9 protein-coding genes are annotated in these 12577 nt (G+C 72.2%); 6 read left to right on the forward strand and 3 right to left on the reverse strand.

From position 1 onward, the window contains the following. Positions 1 to 112 precede the first annotated feature (112 nt). The 3 genes from CC117_RS19935 to CC117_RS19945 all read left to right on the forward strand — a co-directional run bounded on the left by CC117_RS19935 (position 113) and on the right by CC117_RS19945 (position 5069). Positions 113 to 1753: an N-acyl-D-amino-acid deacylase family protein gene (locus tag CC117_RS19935; RefSeq protein ID WP_071086383.1), complete on the forward strand. Its 1641-nt coding sequence runs from the start codon at positions 113 to 115 to the stop codon at positions 1751 to 1753. Positions 1754 to 2129: 376 nt separating this feature from the next. Continuing rightward, the gene (locus CC117_RS19940) at positions 2130 to 3332 is read left to right on the forward strand and encodes an amidohydrolase family protein (protein WP_071086385.1); all 1203 of its coding nucleotides are present in this window, start codon (positions 2130 to 2132) and stop codon (positions 3330 to 3332) included. A gap of 258 nt (positions 3333 to 3590) precedes the next feature. Beyond that, entirely contained in the window at positions 3591 to 5069 is a 1479-nt protein-coding gene (locus CC117_RS19945) for a carboxylesterase/lipase family protein (RefSeq protein WP_071086387.1), read from the forward strand. Between the two features lie 54 nt (positions 5070 to 5123). On the opposite strand, the gene CC117_RS19950 is transcribed toward CC117_RS19945, so the two are convergent. Together CC117_RS19950 and CC117_RS19955 are read right to left on the reverse strand one after the other, a co-directional pair. After that, positions 5124 to 7448 (reverse strand): CaiB/BaiF CoA-transferase family protein, encoded by a 2325-nt coding sequence (locus CC117_RS19950; protein WP_071086388.1) that lies wholly within the window; start codon positions 7446 to 7448, stop codon positions 5124 to 5126. Beyond that, the gene (locus CC117_RS19955; protein ID WP_084132433.1) at positions 7445 to 8476 is read right to left on the reverse strand and encodes an LLM class flavin-dependent oxidoreductase; all 1032 of its coding nucleotides are present in this window, start codon (positions 8474 to 8476) and stop codon (positions 7445 to 7447) included. The genes CC117_RS19950 and CC117_RS19955 overlap by 4 nt, the downstream gene beginning before the upstream one ends. 223 nt (positions 8477 to 8699) lie before the next feature. Here CC117_RS19955 and CC117_RS19960 point away from each other — a divergent pair, with 223 nt between their 5' ends. From CC117_RS19960 to CC117_RS19970, 3 genes are all read left to right on the forward strand, one after another. Then, entirely contained in the window at positions 8700 to 9161 is a 462-nt protein-coding gene (locus tag CC117_RS19960; RefSeq protein WP_084132435.1) for a Zn-ribbon domain-containing OB-fold protein, read from the forward strand. Next, positions 9161 to 10348: a thiolase family protein gene (locus CC117_RS19965; protein WP_071086392.1), complete on the forward strand. Its 1188-nt coding sequence runs from the start codon at positions 9161 to 9163 to the stop codon at positions 10346 to 10348. The genes CC117_RS19960 and CC117_RS19965 overlap by 1 nt, the downstream gene beginning before the upstream one ends. A gap of 99 nt (positions 10349 to 10447) precedes the next feature. Further along, positions 10448 to 11335, forward strand: coding sequence for an SDR family NAD(P)-dependent oxidoreductase (locus CC117_RS19970; RefSeq protein WP_241830264.1), 888 nt, complete (start codon positions 10448 to 10450; stop codon positions 11333 to 11335). Positions 11336 to 11418: 83 nt separating this feature from the next. Here the strand turns inward: CC117_RS19970 and CC117_RS19975 are convergent, their stop codons facing one another. Then, positions 11419 to 12093 carry a TetR/AcrR family transcriptional regulator gene (locus CC117_RS19975; protein WP_071086394.1) on the reverse strand — a complete coding sequence of 225 codons (675 nt, stop codon included), beginning with the start codon at positions 12091 to 12093 and terminating at the stop codon, positions 11419 to 11421. Positions 12094 to 12577: the final 484 nt, after the last annotated feature.

Below are 12577 nucleotides of genomic sequence, written 5' to 3' on the forward strand. Positions count from 1 at the left end.
GGTCTCCGCCGGCGAGTCGGCCAGAGCGGGCGGACGGGTGGATCCCGACATAAGTGAGTGAGTGCTTGCTAAAATTGTGCCCCTACAGTGTGGGTCACTGATCGGAGTCCTGATGGATCTGCTGTTGCGTCACGCCACGCTGATCGACGGGACCGGCGCGCCCGCCCGGCCGGCGGAGGTCGCCGTGGCCGAGGGCCGGGTGGCCGCCGTCGCCGAGCCGGGTGAGCTCGTCCCGGCGGCGGGCACCGAGGTCGTCGACCTCGACGGCCTGGTGYTCGCCCCGGGTTTCATCGACGTCCACACGCACTACGACGCCCAGATTCTCTGGGACGGCGACCTCACCCCGTCCAGCTGGCACGGTGTGACCAGCGTGATCATGGGTAACTGCGGCTTCGGTGTCGCCCCGACCCGGCCGGAGCACCGCGACCTCATCGTGCGCCTCCTCGAGAACGTCGAGGGGATGTCCAGGGATGCGCTCGACGCCGGCATCGACTGGTGCTTCCATTCGTTCCCCGAGTACCTCGCGGCCCTGGACGCACGCCCCAAGCGGCTCAATGTCGGCGCCTTCATCGGCCATTCCCCACTGCGGCTGTTCGCGGTCGGCGGCGAGGAGCGCCCGGCGACGGCCGACGAGCTCGCAACGATGCGCGGGCTGCTGCGCGAGGCGCTGGACGCGGGTGCGATCGGCTTCTCGACCTCGCGGCAGCCTGCCCATCAGGGGGCCTACGGGCGTCCCGTGCCGAGCCGGTTCGCCGAGATCGCCGAGATCGACTCGCTCGCCTCGGTCCTCGGCGAGGCTGGCCGCGGGGTCCTGCAGGTCTCGATCGGGCCCGGGCTGTTCGTCGACCAGTTCTCCGACCTGGCGGTGCGCCACGGCATACCGGTGACGTGGACGGCGCTGGTCACCCGGTCGGAGAAGCCGGGCGCCGCGCTGCGGACGGTCGCGCGCGGGGCGGCGCTGCCGGGCGAGGTGTACCCGCAGATCGCGTGCCGGCCGATCGTCATGCAGATCACGATGGCCGACCCCGTCCCGCTCGCCCAGATCGACGAGTGGAAGGAAGTGCTCGCGATCCCGCGGGAGGAGCGCCCGGCCCTCTACCAGGACGCGTCCTGGCGCGACCGGGCCCGGCCGGCCACCCTCACGGCCTGGGAGCACCGGTGGCACAAGATCGATGTCGAGGAGACGGGTGCCCACCAGGACGCCGTCGGTGTTCCGCTCGACGAGCTGGCCCGCCGGCGGGGGACCACCCCGTTCGACCTGATGCTCGACCTGGCGCTCTCCGACACCGCCACGACCCGTTTCCGGGTGGTGCTGGAGAACGACGGCGATGCGGAGATCGGTGAGCTGCTCGCCGACCGGCGCACGCTGCTGGGGCTCTCGGACGCTGGCGCGCACGCCAGCCAGCTCTGCGACGCCTGCTATTCGACCCACCTGCTCGGCCACTGGGTGCGCGAGCGTAAGGCGCTCACGCTGGAGGACGCCGTCTGGCGGCTGACCGGGCACCCGCACCAGGCGTTCCGGGTCGCCGACCGCGGGCTCGTGCGGCCCGGGTTCCACGCCGACCTGGTGGCCTTCGACCCGGAGACGGTCGGTGCCGCCCCGGTCGAGCGGGTACACGACCAGCCGGGCGACGCGGACCGGCTCGTGGTGCGCAGCATCGGGGTCGAGCACGTGTGGGTCAACGGCGTGGCGACCCGCCGTGCCGGTGCGGAGATCGCGGGCGTCGCCCCGGGCCGGCTTCTGCGCGCCTGACGCGAGGCCAGAAGAACAGAAGGAAGGAAAAGGGCCCTCGGTAACCACCGAGGGCCCTTTCTGCGGTGGGGGTCCGGCGAGGGCCGACCGAAAGCGATCCTGCCGGCCGGGTCTTCCTGGACCGGGCTTGAAAAGTGTATGCTCACTTACAATCGGGCGGAGGTTGTGCCGATGCTGGCCCGTGGCGGCTCGCTCGCCCCGTCGGTCCGCGGGCGAAAGCGTGTGGATCACGGTCGCGCCACTGTCGGGACTGCTTCACGTCGCGTCGTCGGTCGGGTGAGTCGTGTCGCTGGGCGGTGCGTCTGCTGGGCCGCTGAGAGCGCCGTCCTTGATAAATAGGTGTTCACTATTCAGGGCTGATCGGAGGTGGCGCGCGGTGGACTACAGCCTGATCGACGCCGACGGGCACTACTACGAGCCGGACGACTGCTTCTCGCGCCACATCGAGGCCCGGTATCGGGACGCGACGGTGCAGGTGCGGCGGGGGGCGGACGGCCTGGGGCGGGTGTTCCTCGGCGGCCGGCGCACCTTCATGAGCGTCATGCCCGGTGACTACGCGTCCGCTCCCGGCGCCCTGCAGGGGCTGTTCATGGGCGAGGTGGCGGACGGCTTCACCCACCGGGAGGTGATCAACGCCAAGGACCACCCGGAGTTCACACACCGTGCCGCCAGGCTGGCGCTGATGGACACCCAGGGTGTCGAGGCGACCCTGATGCTGCCGACGCTGGCGGTGGCGGTGGAGCAGGACATGGTCGGTGACGTCGAGCTGACCTACGCCAGCCTGCGCGCGTTCAACCGCTGGCTGGAGGAGGACTGGGGCTACTCGGCCCAGAACCGCATCTTCGCCGTGCCCATGTTGTCCCTGCTCGACCTCGACCAGGCCATGGCCGAGCTGCGCCGGGTGCTCGACGCCGGCGCCCGGCTCGTCCACCTRCGGCCCGGCCCCGTGGGTGGCCGCTCACCGGCGCACCCCGACCTGGATCCGTTCTGGGCGGCAGTGGCCGAGGCCGGCGTGCCGGTCGTGTTCCATGTGTCGAACAGCGGCTACAACCTGGCCTACGGGACGCTGTGGTCGGAGGATCCGGCCAACCCGTCCCATCTGCAGTCGCCGCTGCAGTGGGCGCTGTGCAACACCGAGCGGCCGATCGTGGACACGCTGACCGCGCTCACCCTGCACAACCTGTTCGGCCGGCACCCGAACGTCAGGGTCGTCTCCATCGAGAACGGGAGCAACTGGGTCAGGCCCCTCCTGAAGAACGTGGACAAGGCCGCCGCGCTCGGCCGCCGTGGTCCCGCGCTCGGCGGCAGTCTGCCGGCCCGGCCCAGCGAGGTGCTCGCCGAACACCTGTGGGTGTGCCCGTTCCCGGAGGACGACGTCCGCGACCTCATCACGGTTCTCGGCCCGGAGCGGGTGCTGTTCGGCTCGGACTATCCGCACCCCGAGGGCCTTCGCCATCCGGCTGACTTCGTCGGCCTGCTCGAGGGCTGCGACGAGGTGACCACCCGCCGGGTGCTGCGGGGAAACATCGCCGAGCTCCTCGGCATCCCCGACCGGCGGCCCGCGGCCCGGCCCGCGTAGACGAAGCTGTCGGCGTGACAACGCCGGCGTGATTCCGCTGGCAGCGGGGTCACGCCGGTGTCGCCCCCTCGCCCCCTCGCCGCCGGCGCGCCATCGGCGGCCTCGTCGCCGGCGTCGCCCGCGTGCTCATCGGCTGGCTCCAGACAGGGCATCGAAGCCCCGTGGCAGGCTTGGGCGAGGGGTGGGGCACCGATTCAGACGACCACCCTCAGTCCGGCCATCCAGCGTGATGCGCACGTACGAAAGGGGACGTCGCTGATGACCGTCCGCACCGTGAACACAGAGGCAGGGCGACTTTCCGGTGACCACGCCGACGGGGTCGCCCGGTTCCTGGGAATCCCCTTCGCGGCAGCTCCAGCGGGCGAACGCCGGTTCGCGCCCCCAGGCCCTGCCGAACGATGGGCAGGGACCAGGAACGCCACCGGTTACGGCGCCACCGCACCCCAGCCGGAACTGCACCCCGCTCACGCGTATCTGGCTCCGCTGACCGGGCCCGRATGGGTCACCGGAGACGGCGACTACCTCAATCTCAACGTCTGGACACCCGACCCGGGCGCGAGCGGGCTTCCGGTGATGGTCTACCTCCACGGCGGCGGGTTCGTGATCGGCTCGGGCGCCGCCCCCGCCTTCGACGGCACCTCGTTCGCACGCGACGGCGTCGTCCTGGTCACCGTCAACTACCGACTCGGGGCGGAGGGCTTCCTCGCGCTGCCCGGTGAGGTCACGAACATCGGACTGCGCGATCAGATCGCAGCGCTGCACTGGGTTCGCGACAATATCGCCGGGTTCGGCGGGAACCCGGACAACGTCACCGTCTTCGGTGAATCGGCCGGCGGTACCTCGGTCGCGTTCCTGCTGCACTCCCCGCTGGCCGTCGGACTGTTCCAGCGGGCGATCGTCCAGAGCGGACACGACGAGATGGCCCGCCGGCTCGAGCTCACCGAAGAACTCACGAAGGCACTCGCCACCCGGCTCGGAACCTCCCCGACAACAGAGGCGTTCCGAGCGTTCTCCGCCCCCGACCTGCTGCGCGCGCAGGCAGCTCTGCTCAGAAACGGACCCCGCCCGGACCTGCGCGACGACAACGGTGTCGACCCGGGCCACCGTCGTGCGCTCTTCCTCCCCACCACGGGTGACGACGTCCTCCCCGACCCGGTCGGAATCCCGAGCACACGCTCGCACGGGGTCGAACTGCTGATCGGCACAACACTCGAGGAAGCCAACCTCGGCCTGGGCGCCGAGGCGTTCGCCGCCTTCGACGCGCAGGACGCCGTAGCCGAGCTGGCCGCCACCTACCCCGATGCCGAGGCGCTCCTCGAACGACACGGGCTCCACGACCCGGCCGTCACCCCCGCGCAGGCACTCACAGCCGCCTACACGGACCTGATGTTCCGATCACCGAGCCGCCGCACCGCGCTCCGCCACCCAGGCCCCGCCTACGTCTACGAGTTCGCATGGCGATCACCCCTGCACGGCGCCGCACACGGCCTCGACGTCCCCTTCGTCTTCGACACCACACAGGCCTGCCGCGGCCTCATCGGCGACGCCGCACCCGACGCCCTCACCCGCGCGATGCACAGAACCTGGCTCGACTTCGCAACCCACGGAGATCCTGGCTGGCCCACCTACGACGACGCCAGAAAAGCGATGAGGTTCGATGCCAGCCCCCATCTCTGCGAGGACACAGCTCCCGACGACACCGGCGCCGAATACCTGCCGAGAACCTCCACAACATGAGTGGACACCTCGCCGGACCGGGGCGACGCCGCCACTCGACACACATGTCCTCCACTAGAGCTGGCGGACGACCTTGCCTGCCAGCAGGGCGTCGATCTCGGGCGGGCTCATCCCCAGCTCGGTGAGGACGCCGACGCTGTGCTCGCCGATGCCGGGCAGCATCAGTGCCGGACCGCTGCCGGCGCCCGCGGGACCGCAGCGGGGGAGCGGGCCGATCTGCTCGAAGTGGCCCCAGTCCGTGACCTGGTAGGACGCCACCCGGCCGAGCTGGCGGTTGACCGGGTCGTCGAGGATCCGGCGGCGGAAGACGTCGCGGTCCATCGGCTCGACCGGCTCGGCCAGCAGACCGGCCGCCCGCAGCCGGCTGACCCACTCGGCTGCCGGCGCGGTCGCGAAGGCCTGCTCGAGGACGGCCTCCGCCTGCCTGGCCAGCGCGTCACGGCCGTCGGCTCCACCCCGCAGGGGCGCGTAGACCGCGGGCAGGTCGCCCGTCCCGACCAGGGCGCGCAGCCGTGACCAGCCGGCTTCGTCGGGGATGACGAGAGCGAACCAGGCGCCGTCGGCGGCCTCGTAGAGGCGGTAGCCGGGGCCGTACCCGGTCTGGCGGCCGTCCAGCGCCGGCCCGCGGACCAGGGCGCCGTCGCGGAGGAACGCCCCGCTCTGCAGGAGCAGCCCCGCGCCGAGCAGGCTGGTGTCCACCCGCTGGCCCCGGCCCGTGGTCGCGCGGGCGTACAGACCGGCCAGGATCCCGATGGCGGCGACCCAGCCGCCGGACATGTCGAGTGGGATCCAGGTCAGCGCGACCGGGTTGTTGCCCTCGCCGCCGACGGCCCGTTCCAGCCCGGTGAGGGCCTGCATCAGTGCATCGTTGCCGGGCTGCTTCGCCCGGGGGCCGGTCGGCCCGAAGGCGCTGGCGTGGCAGTAGACGACGTCCGGGTTCAGGTGCGCGACGGTCGCCGCGTCGATCCGGAGCCGCTCGGCCACGCCGACCCGGAAGTTGTGGACGACGACGTCCGCCCAGCCGAGAAGCGCCTCGACGACCGGGCGGGCCTCGGGCGCGCCGATGTCGATCGCGATGCTGCGCTTGCCGCGCTGGCAGGCCGCCACCGCGTAGGCGGCGGCACGCATGGCCTCGCCCTCCGGCGGCTCGACCTTGATCACGTCGGCGCCGAGGTCGGCGAGGACCTGGGCCGCCAGGGGCCCGGCCACGAACGCGGAGAAGTCGACCACCCGGACGCCGGCGAGCAGCCCGCCGGACGGCCCGCCGGTCGCCGGGCCGTCCGGCGAAGGGCTGATGCCCGCTGCCGAAGGGCTCGCGCCGGCCGGTGCCGGGAGCGGCTCGACCGCGATCGGGGCGGCGAGCAGGACGTCGCGGTGGCCGTCCTCCACACGGGTGAGCGCCAGGCCGGTCTCGACCAGGTGCGGGTCGGAGAGAGCTTCCCCGGGGCTGAGCACCGGTTCGCAGGCCACGCCGGCCTCGCGGAGCCGCTGGATCCACATGTCCCGGGGCTGCAGCGCGAACGGCGCGCGCCACCGGAGGGCACGAGCGTTGAGCTGGCCGGTCATCTGGTCGTGGTAGTAGCCCTCGGTGCTCGGCTCGTCGCCGAGCACGTCGATGAGCTTCGCGTACATCCCCTTGCCGCCGAACCAGACCTGGATCAGCTGGTCGTCGGCGCAGCGGTAGAGGAAGTTCGGGAACGTCGACCCCGACCGCCAGTAGCCCTCGATCTCCGGTGCCGCGTGCTCCGACCTGCCGATCATGCAGCCGAGTGTGGCGAGCATGCCGTCGTAGAGCGAGGTCTCCGCCCAGCCTCCGGTCCCGGTGGCGGCACGGCGGCGCAGCAGCGCGAGGACGGAGGTGGTGAGCAGGAAGGACGCGCCGCTGCCGGAGGCCCGCGCGTCGACGAAGATCGGCCCCGGCCGGTGGCCGGCGAGCTGGCTGCAGAACCCGGCCCGTGCCTCCACCAGCAGGCCGAAGTCCGCCGTGTCGCCGGCCGACGTCCGGCTTGGCCGGCAGCGCGCGTACACCAGCCGGGGGTTGCGCCGGCGCAGGTCGTGGAAGCCCAGCCCCCGCTGTTCGACCAGCTCCTCCGGGCCGTAGACGAGCACCGCGTCGGCGTCGTCGAGCAGGGCGCGCACCTCGTCCGCGTCGTCGGTCGCGACGGTCCGCTTGTCCCGGTGCCAGGCACGGCCCCAGGTCACGTCCGCGTCGATCGCGGTGGGGGACGTGCCGACCACCCGGACCACCTCGGCGCCCAGGTCGGCGAAGATCATGCCGGGGACCGCGCCGGCGAGGTCGAGGCCGAGTTCGCTCGTCCCGACCACGACCTCGACGACCCGCAGCCCCACGCAGGGACCGGTACCGGAGCGGGCGCTCATGATGCGGCCGCGGAGGCGGGCTCGGCTCCCCGGGCGGATGCCGGCCCTGGCGGCGTCTTCGGCTCGTTCGGCTCGTTCGGCTCGCTCGGGATGGTCAGCCGGGGCAGGACCTCCTCGGCGGCGAGCCTGACCACCTCGAGGGTGTCCTGGTGCGCCGCGGGAGAGATGACGATGTGGCGGGCCCCGGCGTCCACATAGTGCTGAATGCGGGCCGCCACCTCCGCCGGGGTGCCGGCGGGTGCGATCCGGTCGAGCATGGCGTCGGGCTTGTCGCCGTAGGCGCGGCCGAGGAAGTTCCGCACGTCGGCGCGGGCGCGGTCGCCGTCGGCCCGGACGGAACAGTAGAGGTACAACATCCACTCGAAGCCGTCGAGATCCCGGCCGGCAGCGGCGGCCTCGGCACGCACGGTCTGCAGGGAACGGGCGTACGCGTCCGGAGAGACCAGGTAGGGCAGCCAGCCGTCACCGAGACGGGCGGCACGGCGCATCGCGGCCTCCTTGCGCCCGGAGACCAGCAGCGGCGGCCCGCCGGCGCGCATCCGGGACGCCCCGAGGCCCGGCTCCGCGGCCGGGTGCAGCTCCACGTCGTCGAAGGTGAAGTGGGTGCCATGGTGGGTGACCGGCCCGCCGCGCCAGAGGGCGCGCAGCACCGTCATCGCCTCGTTCGTCCGGGCGCCGCGCTGGGTGACGGGCACCCCGACCGCCTCGAACTCGTGCGGGAACTCACCGCCGACCCCGACCCCGAGCGAGATCCGGCCGCCGGAGCGGGAGTCCAGGTCGGCGATCTGCTTGGCGATGATCACGGGATGGTAGAGCGGCAGCACCAGAATGGCGCTGCCCACCCGGACCCGCTCGGTCCACGCGGTCATCAGCGCCAGCCGGGTGATCGCCTCGCCCGTCGGGTGGCGGGGCAGGATGTGGCCGCCCTGCCAGACGGAGTCGATCGGGAGGCGTTCCACGGCGGCGAGCCAGTCCCGATCCGGTTCCGGGAGTGCCGCCGCTCCGAAGATGACGCGATCGCCAGGCAACCGGTGGCTCCTTCGTGAACGGGTGACGCGTACAACCCGCGGACAGCGACGTGCCGGGCCGCCGGATCCGCGGCGGCCCGGGCCAGCGCTGCGCGGCCGGCCCGGCCGGCGCGACGTCCAGTCTCTGACCTGCAGTCGTCTGACCTGCTGTCTGTCTGGCGCCGACCTGATAAGTGAACGTACACTCCGTGAGTCATCCTGGCTACCGGCGTGAAGGGGACACATGGCCGCAAACGTGGGCATACCGCCTGCCGTGACCGACGAGTCCGCGGCGTACTGGGCCGCTGCGGCCGAGGGCCGCCTGCTGGTCGAACACTGCGGAGCCTGCGGGGCCGAGTCGTTTCCCCCCTACGGGATCTGCCGCTCGTGCCGGGGCAGGGCCACCGCGCCCGTCGAGGTGACCGGCCGGGGCGTCGTCTACAGCCTCACGGTCAACCACCAGCGCTGGATGCCCGGCCTCGAGGTGCCGTACGCGCTCGTCCTCGTCGAGTTCCCGGACCATCCGGGTGTGCGGGTGTTCGGCCGGCTGCGGGGCTGCGAACCCGAGGAGGCCGCCATCGGCATGGCGGTGGACGTCGGTTTCGAACCCGGCCCGGGGGGCTGCGCGATTCCGAGCTTCGTGGCGGTCGCCGCCAGCCCGGACCATGGCCCGGGCAGCGGCCCGGCCGTGCCCGGAGCGGTGTGATGGGCGCCGATCTGTTCGAGCGGCGGGCGGTGATCTCCGGCGTCGGCCAGTCCGCGATCGGCCGCCAGGTCGACCGGTCCGGCTTCCAGCTCACGCTGGACGCCGTGCTCGCGGCCATCGCCGACGCCGGCCTGACCGTCGACGACATCGACGGCCTGGCGATGTTTCCCGGCGGCGGGAAGGCCAACCTTCCCGGATACGCGAACGGCAACCTGTACGAGGTCCAGGACGCGCTGCGCATCACGACCCGGTGGCGCCAGGGCGTCGTCGAGGGGATGTGCATGCCGTTCCACGGGCCGGCGATGGCGGTGGCGACCGGCCAGGCCCGCCACGCCGTCATCTGGCGGACCGTCAAGGAGGGCAGCGCCGCCCGCAACGCCGGTGGCCGCCCGGCCTACGGGTCGACGAACCCGATGGCGGAGGGGCCGCTCGCCTGGCTGCTGCCGGTCGGGGCACTCTCGCCGGTGTGCCAGGTCGCCCCGTACGCCGCCCGGTACATGCACGAGTACGGGGCCACCCGGGAGCAGCTCGCCTGGATCCCGGTCACCCAGCGGGCACACGCCGCCCTGAACCCGGATGCGGTGTACCGGACCCCGCTGTCCGTCGACGACTACCTGAGCGCCCGGATGATCTCGACCCCGATCTGCCTGTACGACTGCGACGTGCCGGCCGACGGGGCCACCGCGATCGTGGTGTCGGCCGCGGAGACCGCCCCCGACCTGCGCGCGCCGGTGGCGATCGAGGCGATGGCCGGTGTGGTCGACGGCCGGCCGTCGTGGGAGCAGTGGGAGGACATGGGCCGGGTCGGCTACGCGACCGCGGCGGCGCTGTGGGAGCGCACCGACCTGCGGCCGGCGGACGTCGACGTCGCCCAGCTCTACGACGGCTTCACCATCGAATGCGTCTGGTGGCTGGAGGCGATGGGGTTCTGCAAGCCCGGCGAGGCGGGTGCGTTCGTCGAGGGCGGCAGCCGCATCGCGCTCGGCGGGGAGCTGCCCCTCAACACCTGGGGCGGTCAGCTCTCCGGCGGACGGCTGCACGCGGCGTTCGGGCACGTGGCCGAGGCGGTCCGGCAGGTGCGCGGGGAGGCAGGGGCCCGGCAGGTGCCGGGCGCCCGGGTCGCGGCCGTCACGAACGTCGGCGGCTACGAGGCCGGCGCGGCGCTGCTGACCACCTGGTCCGGATGACGGCGCCGGCCGGCGGCCGGTGGCCGGTGGCCGGCCGGGGCATGGYCGGGGCCGGGGCAGGAGCAGGGATCACGAAACGATGCCAGAGGGAGTGCCACCATGACCGGGAGCGCAGGCGACAACGGCAACGGCAGCRGTAGCAGTGCTGGCGGTGGCAGTGGCGGCGGGCGGGGCGGGCGCCTCGACGGGAAGGTCGCGATTGTCACGGGCGCCGGCTCGACCCCCGGCCCGGGGGTCGGGACGGGAAAGGCCAGCGCGGCGGTGCTGGCGCGCGAGGGCGCCAGCGTGCTGCTGGTGGATCTCCACGCCGAGCGCGCCGAGGAGACCCGGAAGATGATCGAGGTCGAGGGCGGGACGGCGGAGGTGTTCGCCGCCGACTGCACGAAGGCGGCCGGCTGCGAGGCGATGGTGAAGGCCGCGGTCGACACCTTCGGAACCGTCGACGTCCTGGTCAACAACATCGGGCTGGCCTCGGTGGGCACTGTCGTCGACCTCTCCGAGGAGGCGTGGGACAGGGCGCTCGACATCAACCTGCGGACGGTCTTCCTGGCCTGCAAGTACACCGTGCCGGTGATGGCGGCCCGGGGAGCCGGCTCGATCGTCAACATCGCGTCGATCTCGGCGCTGCGCGGCGACGGCACCATCGCCTACTCGGCCGCCAAGGGCGGGATGCTCGCGATGACCGTCGAGATGGCCTACGCCCACGGCCGGCAGGGCATTCGGGTCAACGCCATCGCCCCGGGCCACATCACGACCCCGATGGTCATGTCGATCCCCGGGCAGACCACCGACTACGTCAACAGGCTGCGGGAGGAGGCCGGCCTGCTGGGGACCCCGGGAACCGGCTGGGACGTCGGCGCGGCGGTCGCCTTCCTCGCCAGCGACGACGCCCGGTGGATCACCGGCGTCACCCTCCCGGTCGACTCCGGTGTCCTCTCCGTGACCCCGCTGGCGATGGCCAGGTACATCCGCGCCATCCCGGAGTGACGGCCACCGCGGGCGGGCCGGCGTCGACCACGGCGCCGCCTCCCGCGGTGCCGGCGGCGGCGCCAGCGGTGTCAGCGGTGGTGTCAGCGGCGGCGGCGGGTCGGTTCCAGGGTGGGAAAGAAACCCTTGATGGTGCCCTCGCTGACCAGCGCGACGGCCCGGTCCCGGTTGAAAAGGTCATTGTGCTGGCTTTCGAGGGCCATGATCAGCGCCGTTCCCATGACGGCGCGGGCCGAGACGTCCGGCGACTCGAACTCGAATCCGTAGCGGTCCTCGACCTCCCGCCAGGCCTCGGCGAGCCGGTCCATGGCGACCGTGAAGTGCTTTCGGTAGAACTTCCGGGCGACTTTCGGGTCACCGAAGAGCACGAGCCCCAGCAGCGGGAGAATCTCCGCCAGGGTCGAGATGAGCTGGCGGTAGAGGCCGTTCATCGTCTGCAGCTGGCGCTCGGGGGTGAGGGGCTCCTCGAGGTCGACGACCTGGGAGGCGGCGACCAGCTCGTCGATCGCCTCCCGCAGCGGCTCGAAGACGGCCTCGTAGAAGAGCTGGTCCTTGCCCTCGAAGTGGCGGTAGATCACCCCTTCGCTGATCCCACCGCGCTCGGCAATCTGCTTGATTGTCGTGCCATTCATGTCACCGGTCTCGACAAACGCGGCGCGAGCTGCCTTGAGGATGGAGCTCTTGCGGGCTTCGGCGGTGAGGCGCCGTGGCCGCGGGGGACCGTCCGTACCCGACGATTCGGTGGTTTTCTCTGCCATCGGTCCTCCCTGCGTCTCCGAGCCCGCCCCTCGGTGAATGAACGTACGCTATCTTACGTTGCAGATCTTGAGGGTCCTCCCGCGCTGTGATGTGCGCCTTCGTACCGCCTTCGTACCGGTTCGCCGGCGCGTTGTCGGCGCCGGCCGGTCCGCCTGCGCGGCGGGATGCCGGCGGGCGGCGCAGAACACGGGCGCGGCGAGACGCGGCGGCCGGAGGCCCGAGGGCTGCGAGGGCCGTGGCACATGACCTTGACAGGGTTCGAGCGGTCATCCTAGGATTTTCTGAAAATGAGTGCTCATTTACTGGCGTGCTTCAGCTGCCAGCCATGCTCCAGCTGCCAGCAGAGTTCCTCGTACCTGCTGGTCCTCGCGGGACCCGATCCTGGGTGAACTCGCTGCCGACGTGTGCGCCCCGTCCCGAGGACGGGCCCGCCCGGCACCGTCGGCCGGCGCTTCCGCCGAGGAGCGAGTTGCCGATCTGACG

The organism is Parafrankia colletiae (assembly GCF_001854655.1).
GTDB classification, from domain to species: Bacteria; Actinomycetota; Actinomycetes; order Frankiales; family Frankiaceae; genus Parafrankia; species Parafrankia colletiae.

Excerpts from the sequence above, each read along its gene's own strand:
- CC117_RS19950 (WP_071086388.1), bottom strand. The coding sequence starts at position 7,448 with ATGAGCGCCCGCTCCGGTACCGGTCCCTGCGTGGGGCTGCGGGTCGTC.
- CC117_RS19960 (WP_084132435.1), top strand. The coding sequence starts at position 8,700 with ATGGCCGCAAACGTGGGCATACCGCCTGCCGTGACCGACGAGTCCGCG.
- CC117_RS19965 (WP_071086392.1), top strand. The coding sequence starts at position 9,161 with ATGGGCGCCGATCTGTTCGAGCGGCGGGCGGTGATCTCCGGCGTCGGC.
- CC117_RS19975 (WP_071086394.1), bottom strand. The coding sequence starts at position 12,093 with ATGGCAGAGAAAACCACCGAATCGTCGGGTACGGACGGTCCCCCGCGG.